The sequence below is a fragment of the Streptococcus sp. HMSC074F05 genome, from assembly GCF_001808725.1.
GTDB classification, from domain to species: Bacteria; Bacillota; Bacilli; order Lactobacillales; family Streptococcaceae; genus Streptococcus; species Streptococcus parasanguinis_I.
In genome coordinates this window covers 140,936-165,366 of sequence record NZ_KV794411.1, presented here as the reverse complement: position 1 = coordinate 165,366, position 24,431 = coordinate 140,936, and the positions used below count along the sequence as shown (strand labels likewise).

At 41.4% G+C, this 24,431-nt stretch carries 21 protein-coding genes; 3 read left to right on the top strand and 18 right to left on the bottom strand.

The window, feature by feature from the left end; translation table 11 throughout:
* Positions 1-72: 72 nt before the first annotated feature.
* The 12 genes from arcC to HMPREF2685_RS04480 form a co-directional block, all read right to left on the bottom strand.
* On the bottom strand, positions 73-1,017 hold the full coding sequence (arcC, locus tag HMPREF2685_RS04535) for a carbamate kinase (RefSeq protein ID WP_049490504.1): 945 nt from the start codon (positions 1,015-1,017) through the stop codon (positions 73-75).
* A gap of 85 nt (positions 1,018-1,102) precedes the next feature.
* Entirely contained in the window at positions 1,103-2,119 is a 1,017-nt protein-coding gene (gene argF / locus HMPREF2685_RS04530; RefSeq protein WP_049486412.1) for an ornithine carbamoyltransferase, read from the bottom strand.
* 84 nt (positions 2,120-2,203) lie between these two features.
* Positions 2,204-3,433 carry an arginine deiminase gene (gene arcA / locus HMPREF2685_RS04525; protein WP_003006347.1) on the bottom strand — a complete coding sequence of 410 codons (1,230 nt, stop codon included), beginning with the start codon at positions 3,431-3,433 and terminating at the stop codon, positions 2,204-2,206.
* 236 nt (positions 3,434-3,669) lie between these two features.
* Complete coding sequence (locus tag HMPREF2685_RS04520; protein WP_024056304.1) at positions 3,670-4,359, bottom strand: Crp/Fnr family transcriptional regulator; 690 nt, start codon at positions 4,357-4,359, stop codon at positions 3,670-3,672.
* A 159-nt stretch (positions 4,360-4,518) separates the two neighbouring features.
* A complete protein-coding gene (locus tag HMPREF2685_RS04515; RefSeq protein WP_042760211.1) occupies positions 4,519-5,586 on the bottom strand; it encodes a serine hydrolase in 1,068 nt (355 codons plus the stop codon).
* A 98-nt stretch (positions 5,587-5,684) separates the two neighbouring features.
* Positions 5,685-7,157 carry a helicase HerA-like domain-containing protein gene (locus tag HMPREF2685_RS04510; RefSeq protein WP_070465573.1) on the bottom strand — a complete coding sequence of 491 codons (1,473 nt, stop codon included), beginning with the start codon at positions 7,155-7,157 and terminating at the stop codon, positions 5,685-5,687.
* 210 nt (positions 7,158-7,367) lie between these two features.
* Positions 7,368-7,973, bottom strand: a complete 606-nt coding sequence (sodA, locus tag HMPREF2685_RS04505) for a superoxide dismutase SodA (RefSeq protein ID WP_003006336.1) — start codon at positions 7,971-7,973, stop codon at positions 7,368-7,370.
* A gap of 88 nt (positions 7,974-8,061) precedes the next feature.
* Positions 8,062-9,096 (bottom strand): DNA polymerase III subunit delta, encoded by a 1,035-nt coding sequence (holA, locus tag HMPREF2685_RS04500; RefSeq protein ID WP_003006333.1) that lies wholly within the window; start codon positions 9,094-9,096, stop codon positions 8,062-8,064.
* Positions 9,097-9,119: 23 nt separating this feature from the next.
* Positions 9,120-9,722, bottom strand: a complete 603-nt coding sequence (locus HMPREF2685_RS04495) for a DUF805 domain-containing protein (protein WP_070465571.1) — start codon at positions 9,720-9,722, stop codon at positions 9,120-9,122.
* A gap of 75 nt (positions 9,723-9,797) precedes the next feature.
* Entirely contained in the window at positions 9,798-12,044 is a 2,247-nt protein-coding gene (locus tag HMPREF2685_RS04490; protein WP_070465568.1) for a DNA internalization-related competence protein ComEC/Rec2, read from the bottom strand.
* Entirely contained in the window at positions 12,025-12,693 is a 669-nt protein-coding gene (locus HMPREF2685_RS04485; RefSeq protein WP_024056297.1) for a helix-hairpin-helix domain-containing protein, read from the bottom strand. The genes HMPREF2685_RS04490 and HMPREF2685_RS04485 overlap by 20 nt, the downstream gene beginning before the upstream one ends.
* Positions 12,694-12,759: 66 nt before the next feature.
* The gene (locus HMPREF2685_RS04480; RefSeq protein ID WP_003006324.1) at positions 12,760-13,506 is read right to left on the bottom strand and encodes a lysophospholipid acyltransferase family protein; all 747 of its coding nucleotides are present in this window, start codon (positions 13,504-13,506) and stop codon (positions 12,760-12,762) included.
* 175 nt (positions 13,507-13,681) lie between these two features.
* On the opposite strand from HMPREF2685_RS04480, the gene HMPREF2685_RS04475 reads away from it, so the two are divergent.
* Positions 13,682-16,021, top strand: a complete 2,340-nt coding sequence (locus HMPREF2685_RS04475; RefSeq protein ID WP_070465565.1) for a cation-translocating P-type ATPase — start codon at positions 13,682-13,684, stop codon at positions 16,019-16,021.
* A gap of 31 nt (positions 16,022-16,052) precedes the next feature.
* On the opposite strand, the gene HMPREF2685_RS04470 is transcribed toward HMPREF2685_RS04475, so the two are convergent.
* Positions 16,053-16,583 (bottom strand): DUF4352 domain-containing protein, encoded by a 531-nt coding sequence (locus tag HMPREF2685_RS04470; RefSeq protein ID WP_070465562.1) that lies wholly within the window; start codon positions 16,581-16,583, stop codon positions 16,053-16,055.
* Positions 16,584-16,721: 138 nt separating this feature from the next.
* Between HMPREF2685_RS04470 and HMPREF2685_RS04465 the strand changes: the two genes are divergently transcribed.
* Positions 16,722-17,468 carry a tRNA1(Val) (adenine(37)-N6)-methyltransferase gene (locus tag HMPREF2685_RS04465; RefSeq protein WP_070465559.1) on the top strand — a complete coding sequence of 249 codons (747 nt, stop codon included), beginning with the start codon at positions 16,722-16,724 and terminating at the stop codon, positions 17,466-17,468.
* Positions 17,458-17,721 carry a GIY-YIG nuclease family protein gene (locus HMPREF2685_RS04460; protein ID WP_070465557.1) on the top strand — a complete coding sequence of 88 codons (264 nt, stop codon included), beginning with the start codon at positions 17,458-17,460 and terminating at the stop codon, positions 17,719-17,721. The genes HMPREF2685_RS04465 and HMPREF2685_RS04460 overlap by 11 nt, the downstream gene beginning before the upstream one ends.
* A 16-nt stretch (positions 17,722-17,737) precedes the next feature.
* Here the strand turns inward: HMPREF2685_RS04460 and HMPREF2685_RS04455 are convergent, their stop codons facing one another.
* From HMPREF2685_RS04455 to HMPREF2685_RS04435, 5 genes are all read right to left on the bottom strand, one after another.
* Positions 17,738-18,631 carry an aldose 1-epimerase family protein gene (locus tag HMPREF2685_RS04455; RefSeq protein ID WP_070465555.1) on the bottom strand — a complete coding sequence of 298 codons (894 nt, stop codon included), beginning with the start codon at positions 18,629-18,631 and terminating at the stop codon, positions 17,738-17,740.
* Positions 18,632-18,984: 353 nt separating this feature from the next.
* Positions 18,985-20,556 carry a degradosome RNA helicase CshA gene (locus tag HMPREF2685_RS04450; RefSeq protein ID WP_049486402.1) on the bottom strand — a complete coding sequence of 524 codons (1,572 nt, stop codon included), beginning with the start codon at positions 20,554-20,556 and terminating at the stop codon, positions 18,985-18,987.
* Between the two features lie 788 nt (positions 20,557-21,344).
* Positions 21,345-22,253, bottom strand: a complete 909-nt coding sequence (locus tag HMPREF2685_RS04445; RefSeq protein WP_031577123.1) for a magnesium transporter CorA family protein — start codon at positions 22,251-22,253, stop codon at positions 21,345-21,347.
* A gap of 41 nt (positions 22,254-22,294) precedes the next feature.
* Positions 22,295-22,675, bottom strand: a complete 381-nt coding sequence (locus HMPREF2685_RS04440; RefSeq protein ID WP_004219989.1) for a PH domain-containing protein — start codon at positions 22,673-22,675, stop codon at positions 22,295-22,297.
* 79 nt (positions 22,676-22,754) lie between these two features.
* A complete protein-coding gene (locus tag HMPREF2685_RS04435; RefSeq protein WP_049523013.1) occupies positions 22,755-24,302 on the bottom strand; it encodes a peptide chain release factor 3 in 1,548 nt (515 codons plus the stop codon).
* Positions 24,303-24,431 lie beyond the last annotated feature (129 nt).

Sequence of the window (24,431 nt, the reverse complement as noted above, 5' to 3'; positions counted from 1 at the left end):
TGTAAAACGCTTACCTATAGATTTATTCTATCACAATAAGCTTTAAAATACTAGTTTTTTCCTAATTTTTCATTAGTCTTTTTGGATGATTGTCCCACTTTCAGACTCAATTAAAGCGCCAAGGTTTTCAAGTGATGTAATAACTGCTTTTCCTTCTGGGCGACCATTGACAAAGGCAATCGCAGCTTCCACTTTAGGAAGCATGCTTCCTGGTGCAAATTGGTCTTGTTTGATATATTCTTCCAATTGAGCCACATTAACATGTTCCAATTTTGCTTGGTCTGGTTTGTTGTAGTTCACAAAGACATAATCGACACCAGTCAAGACGATGAAGAGGTCTGCTTCTACTAATTCAGCCAAACGTTGAGATGCAAAGTCTTTATCGATAACAGCTTCAACACCAGATAAGCTACCATCTGCTTCTTTCACAACTGGGATACCGCCACCACCGGCTGCCACAACGACTTGACCGTCGTTCAACAAAGTACGGATGGTATTGATTTCTTTGATATCCACTGGTTTTGGTGAAGCAACGACTTTACGCCAGCCACGACCAGCATCTTCTTTGAAAGTTGCTCCTGTTTTTTCAGCTTCTGCTTTTGCTTCTTCTTCTGAGTAGAATGGACCGATTGGTTTGCTGAGGTTAACGAAAGCTGGGTCGTTCTTATCAACAACGACTTGTGTCACAACAGAAGCCACATCTTTTTCGATTCCTTCTTCATGAAGAGCATTTTGAAGAGCATTTTGAAGCCAGTAGCCAATGCTTCCTTCGGTCATAGCAACTAAAGAATCAAGTGGGAAAGCTGGGTTCTTTTCAGAATTTGCAGCTAAGTGTTGAAGCAAGAGGTTCCCTACTTGAGGACCATTTCCGTGAGTGATGATCAAGTCATCCCCGTTTTTGATTAATTTGACTAAGTGTTTTGCTGTTTCTACAAGCGCTTCTTGTTGAGCTTGAGCAGAAGGATCAGATGAGAGAATAGCATTTCCTCCCAAAGCAACGACGATTTTTCTTGACATAAGTTTTCCCTTTCTATAAAAAATAGGGGCAGGACTAAAGCTAGCAGTCCAGCCCCTATAGCTGTTGGTATACGGTTATAAAGTCTTAAACTTTTGGAATGTACAAGTTACCAAGAGTAGCTGCCATAACCGCTTTAATTGTGTGCATACGATTTTCAGCTTGGTCAAATTGACGAGCATATTTGCTGCGGAACACTTCGTCAGTAACTTCCATTTCTTCTACGCCGAATTTTTCAGCAACATCTTTACCGTAAACAGTATTTGTATCGTGGAAGGCTGGCAAGCAGTGCAAGAAGATCAAGTCTTCGTTATCAGCTTTCTTAATCAAATCCATGTTTACTTGGTAAGGTTTCAAAAGGGCAACACGTTCTGCAAATTTGTCTTCTTCACCCATTGATACCCAAACGTCAGTGTAAAGTACGTCTGCACCTTTCACTGCTTCGTCGGCATCTTCAGTGATCAAGATATGAGCGCCACTTTCTTTTGCAAATCCTTCTGCTAATTCAACGATTTCTTTTTCTGGGAAGAGTTCTTTTGGTGAGAAGATGTGTACGTTCACACCAAGGATAGCACCTGTTACAAGAAGGCTGTTCGCAACGTTGTTACGTCCATCACCACAGTATACAAGTGTCAAACCTTCCAAACGTCCAAAGTTTTCTTGAACTGTCAAGTAGTCTGCAAGCATTTGAGTTGGATGCCATTCGTCAGTCAAACCATTCCATACTGGAACACCTGAGAATTCAGCTAATTCTTCAACCATACGTTGGCTGAAACCACGGAATTCAATACCGTCAAACATACGTCCAAGAACTTTAGCAGTATCTTCTGTAGATTCTTTTTTACCAAGTTGGATGTCGTTTGCACCAAGGTATTCTGGGTGAGCACCAAGGTCGATGGCTGCAGTAGTGAAGGCTGCACGAGTACGAGTTGAAGTTTTTTCAAACAAAAGCGCAATGTTTTTACCTGCAAGATAGTGGTGTTCAATGTTGCGTTTTTTAAGGTCTTTCAAGTGAGCTGAAAGTCCGATAAGGTATTCTAACTCAGCACGTGTAAAGTCTTTTTCTGCCAAGAAGCTACGTCCTTGGAACACTGAATTTGTCATTCTATTTGTCTCCTATTTTCTTTCTAGTATTGATCAGTAAGAAGAAAGAGCTGATCCTCAACGACCAGCTCTCGGTCTTCTCTATTAGATTTCTTCACGTTCAAATGGCATTGACATACAACGAGGTCCACCACGACCGCGAACCAATTCACTTCCGCGGATCTTAATCAAACGAAGTCCGTATTCTTCTAATTTCTTGTTGGTAACAGTGTTACGGTCGTATACTACTACCACACCTGGTGCGATTGTAAGAGTATTTGATCCGTCGTTCCATTGTTCACGTGCAGCAGCAACGACGTTGCCACCTCCACATGGAATCAATGTAACTTTTTCAACACCAAGGTTTTCAGCAAGCAATTCAGCCAAATCACCTTTTTCTTCAACGATCTTCAATTGTTCGTTTTCATAAGTTACAGAGAAGACGCGAAGGTTACCTTGGATTTCTGGGTGGATTGTGAATTTATCGTAGTCCACCATTGTGAATACTGTATCCAAGTGCATGAATTTACGGTTGTTCGCAAATTCGAAGGCCAATACTTTCTTGAAGCCAACGTTCTTCTTGAAGATGTTTACCAACAATTTTTCGATTGATGCAGCATCAGTACGTTGTGAGATACCAACTGCCAATACATCTTTAGAAAGTACCAACTCATCTCCACCTTCGATACGAGTATCTTCTTCACGGTTGTAGACAAGTTCAACTTTTCCACCGTAAACTGGGTGGTATTTGAAGATGTATTTACCATACAAAGTTTCACGGTTACGTGTATCTGCGTACATGTGGTTCAATGATACTGCATTACCAATTGTTGCAAATGGGTCACGTGTGAAGTACAAGTTTGTCATTGGGTCGATAGCAAATGGATAGTCAGATTCAACAAGGTCTGTCAATCCTTTTGCTTCTTCAGGAATTTCTGGAAGTTCAGCTTTTTGAACCCCTTCCATTGTTTTTTCAACCAATTCTTGGTTGTCTTCAATGCTGTGAAGCAATTCACGGATCGCAATTTTTGTTTGGCGTCCACGAATGTTCGCTTCTTCAAGGTATTCTTCGATGAACTGATCACGAATTTCTGGAGAAGTCAATGATTCAGCAGCCAACTGCTCAAGATAAAGTACTTCGATTCCTTCGTTACGAAGTGCTTCAGCAAATGCGTCGTGTTCTTTTTGAGCATCTTCCAAGAATGGAATATCATCAAAAAGAAGACGTTCAAGATAGTCAGGCATCAAGTTTTCCAACTCTTTACCTGGACGGTGCAAACAAACTTTTTTCAGTTTTCCAATTTCTGAGAAAACATGAATTGGGTGTGTAGACATCTATAGTCCTCCTTTTTTCTTTGAGCTTGTTCACAAGCTTATTACAATTGTTATTATATTCTTTATTGGTACCGCTTTCACAAAGGATTCTACTTTTTGAATGCAAAGAATTTGGCGTTTTTTTGAATCCTTCCTATTTTTTAGTTAATATGAAGCGTTTTCTTTGCATATTTTGCCTTTTATATTATTTTTATGAATATATATTTTTTTGTAAAAAATAAAAAAAGATCAACGAATTAGTTGATCTCTTCAAAACTTTTTAAAAAGTAGGCTGTATCTAGAAAAGTTAGTTGTTTTCTCTCATACTGGATCTTATGAGAATCGATGAGTTTCTTTAAAACTTGATTGACGGTTTCTCTAGTTGTGGCTGCTAATTTGGCCATTTCCTTCATACTAATTGGAAATGGAAGCTGATTTCCTAGACCTTCATAGTCCTTGCACAGAATGGCTAAGGATTGAATCACGCGCTCACTGGCACTAGCTGTCACGACATTGCGCAAGCGCAACTCTTGAAATTCTAAGATGGAGGAGAGCTTTCTCATAATAAAGAGCAACTGCTCCTTGCTCTCTTGGGCATATAATTCATAGAGATTGACGGGAATCACGAAACAACGCAAATCCGTCACCGCACTAGCTGTATAGTGGTAACGCTCATCCTGGAACATCCCACCATAAGGGAACAGAGCCCCCTTCTTAATATAATCCATATAGGAGAATTGGTCAGACGAATCAAATTGCTCAATACGAGCAAAGCCTTTTGTCAGAAGAAAAATGCGCTCCCGCCTATCTCCTGCATAAAATAAAATTTGTCCTTTAGGGATATCCCTGGCATGAATTTCAACAGCTAATTTATCAAATAGCTCCACTGGTAGCGCAGAAAAGGCTGGATGCGAGCGGAGCAACTGGTAATCTTCCTTTGTAATCATGTCTATACTTCCTCTTATTACTATTAGTAGTATAACATACTTTTTATAGAAAAGGGAAAGAAGTCTCTTTAGAACAGAAAAGTAATTAGAAACACCAAGTGAATTTCATCCTACTTTGATAGAATAAAAGGTCTGAGCAAAACTCAGACCTTTTGTCGATTATTCATTCATATTGACACGATGCCATTCATTGATAACATAAGCCAATTGTCCCAATTGATAAAGACCAACGCCACTGATTTCAGAACTTTCTGGAGTCGTCCCTCCAAGTCCTGCAGTGTAGATAGCAACCAAATAAGGAGTCGATTCATGGACAATCGCATCCACATTAAGTGCTTCAGCAACATACCCTGGTTTTTGTTGAATCACCAAATCTGGCAAGAATTTTTTATAGTACTCACCTGGGAAAGACTCCCCGATCAGTTCTAGTAAATCTGCATATTTTTCTTGATGATTCCAAAGATATTCCAAGACATGGATGTAATAATCCGTTGTCGTTTTATTATCTTCGCTAAAGGTTTTAACCTCTGGTGAACGAGATTGACCATAGCGACTGAACAACTTACGCGCTTGCTCCATGCCTCCTAAACGATCTGCCAAAGCATAGGCTGGGGTATTTTCAGAGTAAACCAATGAATAGCGCTGCATATCAGGGATAGACATAGCTCCATCAAAGGCAGCAACGTAATTGTCATGCTCCCCTACATATTCATAGTAGGTATTGGTAATGTCAAATCGGTCTGTTAAATTCAGTTTGCCCTTTGCAACTTCATCCACCACCAACATGTTCAAGGGTAGCTTATAGGTACTACCTGCCGTCATTGGTTGAAGATCATTCATGGCAAATTGCTCTCCAGTAATGGCATTGCGATACGTGAAGGCAACTTGTGACGGATCAATCCCACTTTCCGCTAGGAAATCCTGAACAACCTCTACCAAACCCTTATTAGCATAATCATAGACAAGGCCATAAGCACTCATCGTTTCCATGTCTGCATCTACTACTGCTTGCTTAGCTTCAGGAGATTTGACACGTGGTTTTTTCGTCTCAGGGGTAGACTTTTCGATATCTTGTTCTTTTGCTTCTTTTGTTTTCTTTGCTTTTTTTTCAATTGCTGATGCTGTTGGTTGCGTAACATGCAAGTAGCCCAGTGCGCTTGTTCCCACTAAGCACAATAAAATACTGACCGCAATCATGATCGAGCGTAGATTAAAATATTTTTTCATACGAGATTAATTATAAAAGATTCTACTGAAAATAACAAGAATTATCAGAAAGAGAAAACGGTTTCTTTTTAAAAAGTTTTTTTCTTTTCATAAAAGGCTTATTTCCGTTTAAAGGAGCCCATAATTAGCTTAGCGATCTCACGCGCAATCGTCCGGAATAAGGAACTCAAGAAGGAATCTTTTGCCTTTTCAAGACTAGATTTTCTTGGACGACCCGGACTACGTTTTTGAGCCGCCTTATCTGCTGCAGCCTCTTCCTTTTCTGCTTCTTTTTGCTCTTTTTCTTTTGCTTCCTTGCTTGCTTTAGCTGCTAATTTTTCATAGGCAGATTCTCGATCAATCGTCGTCGCATACTTTTGATGGAAAGGCGATGTCGTGATCAAGGCCAATTGTTCACTCTCATTTAAGAGGTCAAAACTCGATTGAGGAGAGAGAATATAAGCACGCTCAACCACACTAGGCTGCCCCTTCTCATTGAGGAAAGAAACCAAGGCTTCCCCTGTCCCTAATTCTGTGATCACTGTTTCTGTATCAAAATCTGGATTCGGACGAAAACTTTGGGCAGCAACCTTAATTGCCTTCATTTCTTTTGGTGTATAAGCTCGAAGCGCATGCTGAACACGATTTCCAAGCTGTGCCAAAACAGATTCTGGAAGATCTTGAGGATTCTGGGTAATAAAGTAAATCCCTACACCCTTCGAACGAATCAGGCGTACCACTTGCTCGACCTTCTCAAGAAAGAGCTTGCTTGCATCCTTAAAGAGGAGATGCGCTTCATCAAAGAAGAAGACCAGTTTTGGCTTTTCAGGATCCCCAACCTCTGGAAGTGTTTCAAAAAGACGAGACAGCATCCAAATCAAAAAGGTTGAGTACAATTTTGGTGAATGAAAGAGCTTTGTAGCCGAAAGAATATTGATATAACCACGACCAGATGCATCGAGTTGCATGAAGTCATTTAAATCAAGTGCGGGCTCTCCGAAAAATTGGTCTGCTCCTTCTTCTTCAAGAACCAAGAGACTTCTTTGGATCGCTCCGACAGATTGTTTGGTGATATTGCCATATTGGGCCGAATAGTCTGAACTGTGTTCATAGACTTCCTTTAAAAGGCTTTGCAGGTCCTTCAAATCAGTCAAAGGCCAATCTTTCTCTTGGGCTACTTTAAAGACAATTGCGAGAATTCCTGATTGGGTTTCATTCAAATCAAGCAGACGAGACAGAAGCAATGACCCCATCCCTTCGACAGTCGCACGAACAGGATGACCAGCTTGGCCAAAGACGTCCCACAATCGAACAGGGAAAGCTTGTGGCTCAAACGGATCTGTGATCCCAAGAAGCTTGTAGCGTTCTTCCAGTTTTGGCGTCCATTGCCCGGCTTTGGCTAAGCCAGATAAATCTCCCTTGATATCGGCTAGAAAGACCGGAATGCCTTCTTTGCTTAATTTTTCTGTTAGAACCTTGAGCGTAACCGTTTTTCCTGTTCCAGTTGCACCTGCAATCAAGCCATGACGATTCAACATCCGCAAATAGATAGGCGTCTCAACGGCTCCTTTAGTAATGGTAATACTAGTCATTTCATTTCTCCCTGAATGTTTCAGTTTTCATTTTAAGGTTTATCTTTTCCTTGCCTAGGCCCTTCAAACCAGGCTTCAGACAAGTAAGACACACTCCTACTAGTGTATCATTTTCCTGACCAAACGCAAGAAATTATACTCCGATTTTTCGGATGCAAATAAAAAAATCTATAAGAGCCAATACTTGCTCTTATAGATTCCTTCATTTTATTATTTTGCTGCTGCAAACAATTCATTAACTTTATTCCAGTTGATCACTGAGAAGAAAGCTTTGATGTAGTCAGGACGTACGTTACGGTATTTTACATAGTAGGCATGTTCCCAAACATCCAAACCAAGGATTGGTGTTTTACCTTCAGAGATTGGTGTATCTTGGTTTGCTGTTGAAGTTACTTCGAGTTTGCCTTCTTTGTTAACAACCAACCATGCCCAGCCAGAACCAAAACGTGTCGTTGCTGCTGCTGTGAAGGCTGCTTTGAAGTCTTCAAATGAACCAAATGTAGCATCAATCGCTGCAGCAAGTTCTGCTGAAGGAGCTGTTTGTTCTGGAGTCATCAATTCCCAGAAAAGAGCGTGGTTCAAATGACCACCACCATTGTTGATCACAGCTTGGCGAATGTCAGCTGGAATGGATTCAACATCAGCTAACAAGCTTTCAAGGTCTTCTCCAATTTCAGGATGTTTTTCAAGAGCTGCATTCACATTGTTTACATATGTTTGATGGTGTTTATCATGGTGCAAATGCATGGTTTCTTCATCGATATAAGGTTCCAATGCATCATAAGCATATGGTAATTCTGGTAAAATGATAGCCATTTTATGGTCCTCTTTTCTTTATTACTGACTTGATGATAACTCAAACAGCTAAATTATTCAACTAATCTGCTTGCGATTTCATTCGTATTTAGACGCTATTCGCTACTTTCAACAGGGCCAAATCAAATAAGTAGTCTTTTTCATATGTTCCACTTTTAATCGCAAAATCCGTCTCGATGAAAGTCATCATAGCCTGCTTCAAAAAGGATAGGGAAAGCCTGCGGCTATCCCGTAAGGCAAACTTCACCTGGTAAGGATTGACCTTGCGTCCTGACAAGTCCGACAAGCTCGCTACAATTTGGCTTTCGGATTGGCCTTCTTCTGAGAAAATTTTAACTTGAGAAAACATTCGGAATTGCCCCAACAGAATAGCGATCAATTTTATCTCATCTTCTCCTTGTAAGCGGAGATCCTTAACCAAATTCCGGGCTTGATCGATTTGGCGTTTGAGAATCATCTGTGTCAGATCAAAAATATTATCTTGCAAGGACTTTGGAACAACCTCCTCGATATCTTGGAGGGTAATCTGACCATCTTCTTTGTAAGCCTGCAATAGAGCGAGATTCTTCTGTAACTCTCCAAAATCATAGCCAGATTTTAAGAGCAGCTGGTCCAAGGAATCGCCCACAAAGTGTAAGCCCAATTCTTGCGCCTGACCAGAAAAATAACGCTTTAAATCTTGCTCTTTAGGAGTGGTCGCTTCAATGATCTGGGCATCCCGTTTTAGGAGTTTGACCAAGCGGCGCTTACTATCTAATTTTCCTTCTGCAAATATCACCAAACGGGTCGATTCAGAAGGATTTTCCAGATAGTTTTCAAATTGCTTCAGATCTTCATCTGTTAAATTGCGTTTTTTGGCAGTGGTTAGATCCAATAAGTGGTCCAAAATCACGATTTTTTCATCTGCAAAAAAAGGAAGACTGACCAAATCCAGCTCGACCTCAGCATAGGAGGCTTCCTTCATATCAAAATAAGAATAATTCAAATCTGAGGGATCATAGCCTATTTTTTTTAAAATGTCTTTTTTTAACCATTCAAATTGACCTACATCCTCACCCGTCAAGACAAGAATAGGAGGCAGAGTTTGAACCGTCAGATGTCTAGTGTCGGTAATTGCTTGCATGAAACTCTCTTATCTCTATCAGTCTAGTGGATTTCGTGTTCAGCAGCCATTCTTTGTTCCAATGGTGGTTTTTCATCAGATAAATCAGGTGCTGCTACAAAATTAGGGATTTGCTCAAACGAGTTGCCGCCAAAGCTCCCACCTGGCGCTGTGACCTGTGGTTCAGAAGCCACTCCCATAGGAGTCTCTACTGGTTGTGGGAAGGTGTTTTTCCCTGGAAGCATCATAAGAATCAAGAGAGAAATAACTGTAATCCCCCAAAGAAATAGGAAAATATCTAGCCCCGTCAACAAATAGAGCAGAACCGGTCCAAGGTTCAAAAAGATCCAAGACCAATGGATTCCCGCATCCCGCAAGCGACGTACACAAATGGCTTGACTGGGTACTAAAATGAGGAAGTAAAAGAATGCTAAGAAAGCGAGCGCCCATAAACCTGTCTTAGAATGAACAGTTGAAAAATTGAGCGTTTCTTGAGCATTTTGATGGGATAAAGAGGTCACGATGTAAAAAACCCAAAGAGGCAAAGAAATCAGGGAATTCCAGAAAAAAGCTAGCCAAAAATGGGCCCGACTGGTCTTACTTGAAAAATCTGCATACTGTATCCAAAATTGCTTAAATGCGTTCATACGATTCTACCTTTACATTGATTTCACTTTCTATAATAGCAATTTTCAGCATAGAAAGCAAACCTCTCCTCGTCTCTAGTGGACCGTTTCTACCCTCCAATGGTCCCACCCAATCAAGCGAATTGCTCCCCTTTCATCGGTACGAAGATAAGAAATAGAGCGTTCCTCTAGACGATCGAGCAATTCTTTATGGGGATGTTGGTAGCGATTTTTCTTTCCAACAGAGATCAAGGCCAACTGAGGATGTAACTGATCTAAAAACACATCACTAGAGGAACCTTTAGAACCGTGGTGGCCTACTTTCAAGACATCTACTTGTAATTGTGGATCGTTTTTCAATAGTTTTTTCTCTCCAGCTTCTTCCAAATCACCCGTGAACAAAAATCGTTTCTGAAAGAACTGCCCATAGAGGACAATCGAATCATCATTTTTACCATCCCCCACTTCATCAGGGGATAAGACTTCTAGATGATGATCAAAAATAGGTAGTTGATCTCCTCTCTGGACTACTTTAATCGGACTATGAAGCTGTTGCAATTTCTCTCGAAATTGAGAATTAGTTAGACTACCTGGACTGACATACACTTTTTTAACTGGGATTTGTTTGGCAACCTCCACCATATCACCCATATGGTCCTGGTCTGTATGAGTCAAGACCAAAGCATCAAGTTTTCCAACACCTCGACTCTTGAGATAGGGAATCAAGGTTTGATCCGCATTGGCAGATTGACTGCGCTCTTGCCACTTTTCTCCACTTTTAAAAGTGACACGTCCTCCGACATCAATCAATATGGTTCTTCCTTTCCAATCGCGTAAAAAGATACTATCTCCTTGACCGATATCCACCATGGTAATCTCATTTTCTAAAGGATGCTTGGTCCAACAAAAGATGAGTAGAATCATGCCTATTAACAGGAAACGACGTTTTTTTTGCTTTCGAAGATCATACAAGATTCCTAAAAGAAGGAAGAGAGCAATCAGAGCTGGTCCCGTCGGCTGACCAAATACCAAAGGTAGCGACGTGAGCTTTGAAATCCAACGAATACACTCCTCTATGAGAAGAAAGAAACTGTTAAAAATTGTAAGGGGCTTTAGAATCGATAAGATAAATAGCACCGTTAAACCTGGAAGAAGGACAAGGTCAAATAAGAAAGAAAAGAGGAAGGTTAAAGGGAGTGACCACGGTTGAAAGACACTAAAGTAATAGGTCAAAAGGGGCAAAATTCCCAGGCTAATCCAGAAACTTTCCACTAGTAGCTTTTTCAGTCCTGAATAAGAACTGGTATCTACCAAGGTCAAAATAAAGGCGTAGGCACAACTCAAGACCCCTCCAGCTGTCAGAAGAAACTTGGGCATGAGCACCATTAAGATCATCAAGGTCATCGCCATATTCTCCATCCCTCGGATCCCCTTTTGAGAGAGGATCTTCTGCAAGAGACTACGAACCACTGAAACTGAAAAACCTGTCAAGCCAGCATAGACCAAAGAAATTGGAACCATCCAGATATCGACTGTCTCTTGCAAGATTCCTAGACGTAAGAGAGCTTTCCGGATCCCATTAATGAAAAAGCCGACCTGCATCCCAGATAAGGCGAATAAATGGATGATTCCCAAACTCGTGTAAAGCTGATCCATCTCTTCAAAATCCGTATCTAAATAGCCAAAAAGAAGGCCGGTCATATACTGGTTCATCGGTTGCGGAAAGTGCTCCTTGCTCCAAACAATAGCTTGGCGCCTCCATTTAGATAGCCAGTCAAAAACATTCCACGTTTGGATGGGAAGTGCGGATTGGATCGCTTCAATTTTTATTTGATAGTGAATCCCCTGTGTTTGCAAATAAGACCGATAGTCAAATCCTCTAAAATTTCGCTGCCCTTCTGGTTCCTCTATAACACCTTTATATGTCAACTCCAGCAAGTGGGTTTGACTTTGCCACTGCTGTTTTTCTTTTTCTGATTTTAAAGTGTAGAAGACTTGGTAGGTTCTTCCCTGATTTTTAGCACGAAAAGACAGGGCGTCCCCATTGATCTTGATGGTATCTGGAATCAGTCGTAAGTGGGATGGGGGCTGACTTTCTGCTTGTACTGGATGATCCTGTAGTCGCTGAAAGACAAAGAAAGCCGCAAAACAAAGGGTTGCTAAAGCAAGCCCTAGCAAACTTGAGCGATCCCCTTTATAGTGATGAAGCGCTAAAACTCCCACTACTACTAGACCGCTGATCGAAAGCCAAGATGGTTGATAGATACTAAAATACAGCCATAGGAGCACAAAGGCGAGATGGATAAGCGAAAAAGGAAGGTCTTTAATCCACCGTGAAAGCATCTCTTAGTTTCTCCAGTGTTTTCTCTCCGATTCCTGAAACATTCTTCAGATCATCCACTGATCGAAAAGGACCATTTGCTTCGCGATAGGCGATAATATCCTGGGCACGTTTCTGGCCAATGCCTGATACTGTCTGGAGATCTGATTCGGTTGCTCGATTTAAATGGACCTTGCCTGTTTTTTCTGCTGGCGCTGACGAAGTTGCAGGACTTTCTGAACTTCCAAGTGCTGGAACATCCTCCCCTTCTTTAGCAACATAGATCACTGCTTCATCGGTGAGTTTTTGCGCCAAGTTGACCGATTGGCTATTGGCATCTGCTGTCATCCCGCCTGCCTTATAAATGGCATCGTGGACTCTGCTATTGGAGCGCAACTCATAGACACCTGGTTGTTTGACGGCTCCTTTGACATCGACCGTAATGATCTCAGGTGCATCAGACACAGAAGTCGCCGTCTTTTCTTCTTTGGAACTAGCGGTCTGCACCTTTTCTTTGCTCGAAGTTGAACTCGAAGACTGATAAAGATCCGGTATGGTGGATGCACTTGACTGAGGTCGATGAAAAAGAAAATACCCTCCAAGTAAGAGTCCGATAGCAGTAAGAGCTAAAAAGAGCTTATATTCTTTGATTTTTTCGATGATATCCTCCATAAGAAACCTCCTCTCACTTTTATTATTCGTAAAAATAAAAAAAACTGAGAAAAACTCTCAGCTTTTTTACTTATTTTTCCGATGTTTGTCTGGATCCCATACAAAGCTTGCTAGGTAACTAAAGAGCAAGGTCAAGATGCCAACGACTAAGACAAGGGGAATCAAAAGGATTTTTAACAAACGAATCAAGATAAAAGGTTTTGTTGGGGTGTTGATCGCTTGTGCTTCCGCATCCAAGCGATCAAACTCCTCTTGGATACGGCGGGCAACTTCTGCCACTCCTTCGTCATTCATCTTTTTAATATCCGAAATATCAATGGGATGTCCAAAGTTCATATCAATGCGTTCACCCGTTGCCAACCCTTTCAAGTCTCTTGGACCAGTATAAGTCACTGGCATGATACGGACCTTCGCCATTTTGGCAATGATGGCAACACCGCCTTTGACGTCTTGAGAATGACGACTTCCACTTGGGAACATAATCAAAGAACGGTTGCTCTTTTTCAGCATATTGACAGGATACTTAATGGCTTCTGCTCCTGGATTTTCACGGTCAATCGGAAAAGCCCCACACATGCGAATCCACCAGCCAAAAATACGATTGGTGAAGAGCTCTTTTTTTGCCATAAAGATAAACTGCTTTGGCTTAGTCGCAAAGGCCATATAGACCGGATCCCACCAAGTCCGGTGAGGGGATACCAAGATGTAGTTCTCTTCCCGATCTGGAATATTGTCCTTATGATGGTAATGGGCATTCCCATTTAAAACCCAAAGAATAAAGGCAACAAGGCCACGTAAGTAGGTATAAAACATAGTTATTCCTCAAATCCATTTCATTCGTCTCTCTACAAGATATTCCATCCTGTAAAAGGTTCTTTCTTATTATACCGTATCCTGATTTTGACCGCAAACCTTTTTTAGATAAAAATTGTCTCAGCGGACCGATTCTAGATAGTCTTTTTCTCAAAAAAATGATATCATATTGTCTATGGAAACTATTGATTTAAAGGGCTTGTCCCTCAGTGAAGTCCGCAAGAAAATGGATCGCGGACAAACCAATGATTTTACAACGAATACAAGTACCAGTACCTGGCAAATTATCAAGCGCAACGTCTTCACCTTGTTTAATACCTTAAACTTTGTGATTGCCGTGGCCTTGGCTGCTGTACAGGCCTGGAGCAATATGATCTTTTTCGCAGTCATTTGCTTCAATGCCATTACAGGGATCATGACCGAGATGCGCGCTAAACGGATGATTGATAAGCTCAACCTCATGAGTCGTGAGCTAGTGACTGTCATTCGTGACGGGGAAAAAGATGCGATTCCACCAGAAAAGCTTGTTCTAGGTGATTTAATGCTCTTGTCTTCGGGTGAGCAGATCCCTAGTGATGCCGAAGTCATGTCTGGTATCGCTGAAGCCAATGAGGCTATGCTGACTGGTGAGAGTGATCTGGTCTTAAAAGAAGTTGGTGATGAACTGCTTTCTGGTAGTTATATTGCCAGTGGTCAAGTCTATGCCCGTGTCAAGCGAGTTGGAGCAAACAACTTTGCCAACAAACTGATGATGGAAGCTAAAACCTTGAAGCCTATCAATTCGCGTATTCTTTATAACTTAGCGAAAATTTCTAGCTTCACTGGTAAAATTATCATCCCATTTGGCCTTGCCCTCTTCTTTGAAGCATTGTTGATCAAGATGCTGCCAATCAAGGATTCTGTCGTGAATTCTTCCACAGCTCTCCTGGGAATGTTGCCAAAAGGAATTGCCTTACTGACAGTTACGTCTCTTTTGACAGCGGTTATTAAGCTCGGTATGCGCAAGGTTCTTGTCCAAGAAATGTACTCAGTAGAAACCTTGGCGCGTGTGGATACCTTGTGTCTTGATAAGACCGGTACCATCACTCAAGGGAAGATGACAGTCGAAGCTCTCTATAGCTTATCTGATCATTTTTCTGAGGAAACCATCAAAGTTATCCTTTCAGCTTACATGCAAAATAGCGAGGACACCAATCCTACTGCTCAAGCTATTCGCAAGGCTTATGGGGAGTTGGAGCATGCTTATACTGCGGAAAACATTATTCCTTTCTCAAGTGATCGGAAATGGGGAGCCATGCACCTATCCAACCTTGGAACCGTCTTTCTCGGTGCTCCTGAAATGCTCCTTCAAGAAAATCCAGCTCCTGTCGTCGAAGCACAAGCTCGTGGATCGCGCGTGCTCGTCTTGGCTCACAGTTCAGAACTGATCAGCATGCAGGAATTGAAACTGCCTGAAAATCTTGAAGGGATTGCGGTTATTGAGATTACAGACCCCATTCGTGAAGGGGCTTCAGATACTCTTGAGTATTTGCGCTCTCAAGGAGTGGATCTCAAAATCATCTCCGGTGACAACCCTGTGACGGTCTCTTATATCGCTCAACAAGCTGGCTTCAAAAATTATGAAAACTACATCGATTGTTCAAAAATTTCTGATGATCAATTAGTGGATCAAGCAGAAGAAACAGCTATCTTTGGGCGTGTGTCTCCTCACCAGAAAAAACTGCTTATCCAAACCTTGAAAGCAGCTGGTCGGACGACTGCTATGACAGGAGATGGGGTCAATGATATCCTTGCTCTTCGCGAAGCAGACTGCTCCATCGTGATGGCCGAGGGAGATCCAGCAACCCGTCAAATTGCCAATATTGTTCTTTTGAACTCTGACTTTAATGACGTTCCAGAAATTCTTTTTGAAGGCCGTCGTGTGGTGAATAACATTGGACGAATCGCTCCAATCTTCTTTATCAAAACGATCTATTCCTTCCTCTTGGCTATCATCTGTATTGCCAGTGCTCTCTTCTTTAACGTCAACTATTTGCTGATTTTCCCTTTCATCCCTATTCAAATCACCCTGATTGACCAATTCGTCGAAGGATTCCCACCATTTGTGTTGACCTTTGAACGCAATATCAAACCGGTTGAAAAACACTTCTTGAGACGTTCCCTTCTGTTAGCCTTACCAAGCGCCTTGATGGTCGTCTTTAGTGTCTTGTTTATTCACCTTTGGGGAGCAAGCCATGGTTGGTCTGCAGCCGATATGTCTACTGTATCCTACTACTTACTTGGCTCCATCGGTTTCCTATCCGTTATCCGTGCTTGCCTGCCACTAAATATCTGGAGGGCCCTCCTCATCCTCTTCTCTGTAGTAGGATTCTACGCATCTGCGGTCGTGTTGAAAAACTTGATCGAGATTTCCCTCCTTACAGCCACTACTTTCCCAGTTTATCTGGCATTGATGGCTATCTTTACAGGAGTCTTTATCCTCACTACGATTCTCCAAAAATATGAATTTGATTAAAAAAAGTTGAGAGTTTTACTCTCAACTTTTTTTACGGTGCATCAAAAGCAACAATCGCAGGTTTTTCATTAAATGCAGCAAATGGTTTTATTTCCAGTTCTAATTTGCCATCCCCTTTTACACCAAAATGTTGTACAGCACCTTCCATTGATCGACCCGGTGAAATTGACCCCATTGTATTTGTATTAGGATAAGTCTCCATTTTATTTCCACCAACAAATAGATCAATGTCAACCCCAACTGCTAGATCACTATCTGATAGATTTTTCACATTATAGGTCACTTTTAATACTTTATCGGGATTTGTTTTATCAAAATCATTCCGTTCATCAGTCCATTCAACATTTGTAATAGTGTACTCAGCTTGTTTATCAAAAACAATCTTCTCACCAATTGCATAGGTTGATTTCTTTTCACTACTCTTCTCAGTAGATGCCTTTTTCTCTGTTTTAGCTTCTTTTGAAGTATCATCAGACTTACTACTAGAATTTCCACAGGCTACTAGTATACTTGCTGAAAGCAATGTTACCCCCAAGCCAAACCATTTTTTCGATTTGTTCATTTACAAAACCTCCCATTTTTTTAATATATAGTAACATATTTAAATAAGAAAAGAAAGCGTTTTTACAAAAAAATATTATTTTAATATATCAAAAATTATCATCTTTCCCCGAGCCTCTTTTCATGCTATAATAGAGCCATGACAGATATCGAATTAAAAGACGGCGAGCGCGTCAACCAACTCTTTTCAAGTGATGTAAAAATCATACAAAATCGGGAAGTTTTTAGTTACTCCGTGGATAGCGTCCTGCTCTCGCGTTTTCCAAAATTGCCCAAGCGAGGATTGATCGTGGATCTCTGCGCTGGAAATGGAGCTGTGGGACTATTTGCAAGTACCCGAACAGAGGCTCAGATCATTGGTGTCGAAATTCAGGAACGTTTAGCAGATATGGCTACCCGCTCGATTGCCCTCAATGGCTTGAACCAGCAAATGTCCATGATCACCGATGACCTCAAGCATTTGCCTCGACATATCAAGGGGAGTAAGGTGGATATTATCCTCTGTAATCCTCCTTATTTCAAGGTAGATGAGCATTCCAATCTCAATGAGAGCGAACACTACCTCTTAGCACGGCATGAAATTACCACCAATTTAGATGAGATTTGCCATGTGGCCCAGCGGGTTCTCAAATCAAATGGTCGCTTAGCGATGGTCCATCGTCCAGATCGCTTTTTAGATATCATCGAAACCATGAAGCGTTACAATCTTGCACCTAAGCGGATCCAGTTTGTCTATCCAAAAGTGACCAAAGAGGCGAATATGTTATTGATTGAGGCGATCAAGGATGGCTCACTGGATGGTTTAAAAATTCTGCCTCCTCTCTTTATTCACAATGAAGATGGCAGCTATACAGACGAGATTCATGAGATCTACTATGGAAACTAAGGCTTACATGTATGTTTTAGAGTGTGCGGATGGCTCTCTCTACACTGGCTATACCACTGATGTCGAAAAACGCCTGAAGACTCACAATGCTGGAAAAGGGGCCAAATACACACGGGCTCGCCTCCCCGTTAAACTTCTTTACAAAGAATCCTATCCAGATAAACCCTCTGCGATGTCTGCCGAAGCTCTCTTTAAAAAGAAATCGCGCCAGGAAAAACTAAACTATATCAAAAAGAACCGTCGGACTCCATAGTCCAACGGTTTTTCATTTACAAAATGGTGATACGGTACTGATGACTCCGTGTCTCTTGAGGGTCCAACTGGATCACACCTTTTTTGTCTTCGAAGAAATCGCCCTCTTCTGCAGATGTGGAAATACCTGTCCAAGGCTCTAAGGCAATGAAGGGCCCCTTGTTATTAGTAGACCAAAGGACCAGATTTTCAAAATCTGCAAAATCAAATTCCAAACCTTTACCTGACTTTTTCGAGATAAGCTTCACAGATTTAGAGGCTAACTGATCTAAAATAATGGCATCTTTTTCAAATAGTTCATGTCGCAAAGGTAGGCTACGCTTATGATCGAAAAATGGCGTCCGCTGCAGGCGATCGACCAATCCAGTTTCTGTGAACAAGAGAGGGACACTACAGCTTTCTTCTTTTTCAAAAATCAACTCGTAGTCTTCATAGTCTTCATCTGCTAAAAGGGGACAATGAAAGGCTGGATGCCCTCCAATGAAATAAGGCATGACTTGATCAGACTCTAGATTTTGTACACGATAGGTGATGGTGATTTCTTTCCCTTGTAATTCATAAACGATTTCAACTCGAAAATGGTAGGGATAATTTTGCAGGCTCTCTTCGTTAGAGGTGATTTCAAAGACAAGACGATGGTCTGTTTGTTCTTTGAGTTCAAACTCTCTCTTCCTAATGAGACCGTGTCTTGGCAGCTGACCGGTCTTCACTCCATCTTTTAGATGATACTGTACTTGGCCATTACGAACGCTTCCGCAAATTGGAAACAAAACAGGCGCTTGTCCTGACCAATACTCTGGATCCCCTTGCCAGAGATATTCTATGCCTTCTTTACTTCGAATGGAGCTCAATTCCCCTCCAAATGTCTTACATTGTAGTTCTAGATCATCGTTTTTTAATGCAATCACCATGGACGCCACCTCTTTATAATTAATATAGTTATTATATTCATTATAACCTTTTAGCTAAGATTGTCAATTTTTATCTTTTTCGTTAAAAATTTTTAAAAAAATAAGAAAAAAACCTTGACAAAGCTCAGAAATAATTGTAAACTTAATATGTTAACAGAAACATTCCGTTTTAGGAATCCGTTCTTTCTGTTTTCTGACTTTTTTAGGATGCTCCTTATCATGATACATTTTTTCTAAAAGAGTCAGTTATCATTTAGGTCTCCTTATAAATATACAAGGGTTAACAGCTAGTTAACCCTTGTATTTTTGATTTTCATATAAAAAACGGCCTATTGCTAGACCGTCCTTAGGGCTTATTTATCCCCTTTGTTGCGGATGACAAAGCCATTTTTCTTTTCATTGGAAGTACGATGAGGACGTTTGTTGCCTTTGCCTTCAAAGTCTCGGCTATTTTTATTGGACTTGCGTTTGAAATCACGGCGTCCACCTTCACGGTCATCTCTGCGATTGCGGTCACGACGTTGGTCTCCACGACGGCCATTTCCACGGCCACCTTTGCCTTTTCCACCGAAGCCACCACCGGATGGTTTAAATGGCAATGGTTTTTCACGCGCAATTTCAACTTCTGGAAGGCTGTCTGGATCTTGAACGGTCAAGCTCAAAATATACATAGCCAATTCTTCAGGAGTAAATTCTGCAGCCAATTTGCGAGCATCCTTGCCAAACTTCTCAAAGTTGGTCCGGATTTTTTCATCTTCAAAGTCTCGCTCAATTTTCTTCAGTGCTACTTGTTTTTTCGCTTGGAAGGCTTCTTCTGCTGTTGCAGGTTTCATTCCCTTCATCCGCTTTTTGGTCAAGTTCTCAATGATTTGCAAATAGCCCATTTCATTTGGCGATACAAAGGTAATGGATTGACCTGTTTTCCCAGCACGACCTGTCCGTCCGATCCGGTGAACATAGCTTTCTGGATCTTGTGGAATATCGTAGTTGTAGACATGGGTCACACCTGAAATATCCAAGCCACGTGCCGCAACGTCTGTTGCTACCAAGACGTCCAAGTTCCCATTTTTAAAATCACGGAGGACACGAAGACGTTTGTTTTGATCCAAATCACCGTGAATCCCTTCTGCTCGGAAACCACGAATCTTCAGGCCACGAGTCAATTCATCAACCCGGCGTTTAGTCCGACCAAAGACGATGGCAAGTTCTGGTTGCTCCACGTCCATGAGACGAGTCATGGTATCAAATTTTTCGCCCTCTTTGACACGAATATAATATTGATCGACCAAATCGGTTGTCAATTCTTTGGCCGCAATCTTAACGTGTTCTGGCTCTTTCATAAACTGAACACCGATGCGTTTGATAGCTTCTGGCATCGTTGCTGAAAAGAGCAAGGTTTGGCGTGTTTCTGGAACACGGCTAATGATGGCTTCGATATCTTCCAAAAAGCCCATGTTGAGCATTTCATCTGCTTCATCCAGGATCAAGGTTTCAATATGATCGAGTTTCAAGGCCTTGCGCTTGATCAAATCTAGCAAGCGTCCAGGGGTTCCCACAACGATATGAGCACCTGACTTCAAGGCTTTGATTTGCTTTTCAATGCTTGATCCACCATAGACAGAGCGGACTTTGACACCCTTACTGCGTCCAAAGCGGAAGAGTTCTTCCTGACTTTGAACCGCCAATTCACGAGTTGGGGCAATGACAAGTGCTTGAATCACTGTGTTATCGACATCGATCTTCTCCAACGTTGGAAGACCGAAAGCAGCCGTTTTACCGGTCCCTGTTTGCGCTTGACCAATGACATCTTTTCCTTCAAGGGCCAAAGGAATGGTTTGTTCTTGGATGGGGCTTGCTTCTACAAAGCCAGCTTTTTCGATTTCTGCTAATAATTCAGCAGATAAGTTAAATTCATTGAATTTCAATTCTTTCTTCTTTCTAAAAAGTGGTGCGAAGCCACTTTATCACACTTCTTTTCAATGCGAAAACGCACTGATTGCATAGGAAGTCTCCTTCCCGGTTACCTGTCGCAAGACTCATCTAAAGGAAAACCCAATCGTTTTTTTATGGAATTCCCTTCTGCGAAAAATGTTTTCGCACTAGCGGATTTGGTTGATTAAAGTCGTTTTCCAAACGAAAAGACACCAAGATCCTCCTTGTGGGAGATTGACCAACATTCCTTTTCTAATTGTTCCATCTCACCAGCATTTCTCTCATACAAGTTTGCAACTTATCTAGTATAACACAATGGACGACCAAATGATAGTCAAAGGAGAATAATTTTATTTTTTAGGAAAAATTTTTAAAAACTTGAAAATAGTCAAGAGGGCAGTTTCCCCTAGATTTAGCTGACTTTCTTCTGACACCGTTCAAGAATCCCTTTAAATAGGAGTATAAAAACTTCGGAAAAACTTTTTTTGGTAGTTCTTGCGTTTTTACAAATAAATATGTATAATACAGTTAGTATCTAAAATATTTCTGTATAAAGAAATAGGATCATTTTATCTGATTCAACGATTTATTCTACGTTCTGATTTATTTAGAACCACTCAGTACTATTAAATCTACTCCTACTATTTCCAAGAAGATTTTGTACAGTCAATGAACTATTCACACTGCCCCTTCTTTGGAGAGGAGGGCAGGTGTCTAGATGGTTCCTATTTCTCAGATTATTCTAGATACGAAGAGGCTCGGATTTCTCCAAGCCTCTTTTTTATCTTTGTTTCACAATCCACCGCATAAACTTTCCCAAAATGAGCCATAATATAAAGCTACATACGGATACATAAATCCAAGCATTGGGATCCTTTGTCATAGGAAGAGGGATATTCATTCCAAAGAAACCGGTGATAACGGCTAAAACCGCCAACAAGGCTTCAAAGATGGTTAGGGTTGTCAAGTTGTCATTCAAGTTGTTGTTTAGGATATTGTTGTAAGATCCTGACAACTGTTGCAAGACATTGGAAATCAACTCAGTCATCGAAACCAACTGACGCGCTTCGATCATGGCATCATCAAACTGCTCTTTTTCAACATCATTCATCCTGCGATAAATGGCATGCGCTTTAATATGTTCTAGCAACATCCGATTTTGCTTGGCTGCTGCGACCAGATACACCATACCGGTCTCAAGGTCAGACAGGGCATAAAGATTCTTGGTCGTCGTTGTCTTTCGAAGCAAACGATTGAGTTCATCCTTGTGCTTATCTAAGCGATCAATAATCGGATAATAAGCATTACTGATCATTTCAAGACCTGCAAAAAGCAACTTATAGATCGACAACTCCCCATGGCTTTCCAAATAGCGAACCATTTGTTCAATGATATAGGCATTGTCCTGGTTACTGATGGTCACGAGTCGCGTATCTTGAACGATAAAGGTCATAGGGATGGTTTCGTAGTATTCCTTGTCCTTTTCTAAATCCAATACATTGTAGATAAATGTGATCGTACCGTTTTCTCGATTGTAATCCATATGGGCACGTTCGTTCTTATCCATCGCGTACTCAATGGTTTCTTTGTCAATCTCGTATTTTTTATAAAGATATGAGTTTTCAGCAATCATATCCGAGTCGATATTGATCCATTTCCGATCTTGACCCAATTGTTTTTCGATAAACATTCCGTCTCCTTTCTCAACTGTTCTCTATCAAAATGATATTTTTATTTAAAAACTGCACTGGCTAATGCTTGCTGGATTTCAATGACGCTGCTGTCACTCTTGAATTGTAAAACTTCTGAAGGCTCGACTGCAGAAGAGACCCAGATTTTTAATTCGGCATCCAAATCAAAATGACCGGAAGTTTCGACTGAAAATCGAGAGATCGAGCGATAAGGAAGGGATTTGTAGGACGTTTTCTTCCCTGTTACTCCTTGTTTATCTACCAAGATCAAACGAAACTCAGTAAAGACGATTAAATCACGAATCAAGCTAAAAGCAAGCGTCACTTGCTCTCCCGGCACCAAGATATCTTCCAGATCTCTTTCTACCTTATCGACATTTTTTTGAGAGGCATTGCCCATCAAACCACTTAATAATCCCATCATTTCTCCTTTGCAAGCGAAAACGGATAGGTTTCCATTTTCGTATTTCTATTTTCTAAGATAGATTTAGAATTGTTTCTTAACCCATTTTTTCTTCCAGCTCAACCTCTGGATACTTATCCGCAAACCAACGGAGGGCAAAGTCGTTTTCAAAGAGGAAAACAGGCTGGTCAAAGCGATCTTTGGCCAGGATGTTTCGGCTTGAAGACATACGCTCATCCAGATCTTCAGGTTTGATCCAGCGAACCGTCTTTTTGCCCATTGGGCTCATGACCACTTCGGCATTGTATTCATTTTCCATCCGGTGCTTAAAGACTTCAAACTGAAGTTGACCAACAGCACCAAGCATGTATTCACCTGTTTGGTAGTTGGTATAGAGCTGAATAGCTCCTTCTTGCACCAATTGCTCAATCCCTTTGTGGAAGGATTTTTGCTTCATGACGTTCTTAGCTGACACTTTCATGAAGATTTCAGGCGTAAAGGTTGGCAGTGGTTCAAATTCAAACTTGTTTTTGCCCACTGTCAAAGTATCTCCAACCTGATAAGTACCGGTATCGTAAACCCCGATGATGTCTCCTGCTACAGCATTGCTGACATTTTCACGGCTTTCAGCCATAAATTGAGTCACGTTAGATAACTTAGCGCCCTTACCAGTACGAGGCAGGTTGACGCTCATCCCACGCTCAAATTCGCCAGATACGATCCGCACAAAGGCGATCCGGTCGCGGTGACGAGGGTCCATATTGGCTTGGATTTTAAAGACAAAGCCTGAGAAATCCTTGTCATAAGGATCGACAAGTTCTCCATCTGTCTTCTTGTGGCCGTGTGGTTCCGGAGCAAACTTGAGGAAGGTTTCCAAGAAAGTCTGTACTCCAAAATTGGTTAAGGCTGAGCCGAAGAAGACGGGAGTCAATTCACCCGCAAGGATGGCTTCTTCAGAAAAGTCATTTCCTGCTTCTTGCAAGAGTTCGATGTCGTCTTTTACTTGCTCGTAGAAAGGGTTGTTAGCAAAAAGCTTGTCTCCGTCTTCTAGACTAGCAAAACGCTCGTCTCCTTTATAGAGTTCCAAACGTTGGTTATAAAGGTCATAGAGTCCCTCAAAGGCTTTCCCCATCCCAATCGGCCAGTTCATTGGGTAACTGGCGATTCCCAAGACTTCTTCCAATTCTTGTAAGAGGTCCAGTGGCTCACGACCGTCACGGTCCAGCTTATTCATAAAGGTAAAGACGGGAATGCCACGGTGTTTCACAACCTCAAACAATTTCTTGGTTTGGGCCTCAATCCCTTTAGCAGAGTCCACCACCATGACGGCAGCATCCACCGCCATCAAGGTCCGATAAGTATCTTCTGAAAAGTCTTCGTGCCCTGGGGTATCAAGGATATTAACCCGTTTGCCATCATAGTCGAACTGCATAACAGATGAGGTTACCGAAATCCCACGTTGCTTCTCGATATCCATCCAGTCAGATTTAGCAAAGTTTCCTGTTTTCTTCCCTTTGACAGTACCGGCTTCCCGAATCTCTCCCCCAAAGTAGAGCAACTGCTCTGTAATCGTCGTTTTACCAGCATCCGGGTGGGAGATAATGGCAAAGGTACGGCGTTTTTTAATTTCTTCTTGTACGTTCATATTCCTAATTCTTTCTCTTTTTATTTTTCTGATAAATTTACAAATTCATCTCTACATCGGATTTCTCCTCAATTTCTCTATCTGTCCTATTATAGCGAAAATAGGCACTTTTTTCAACGATGATTCTTC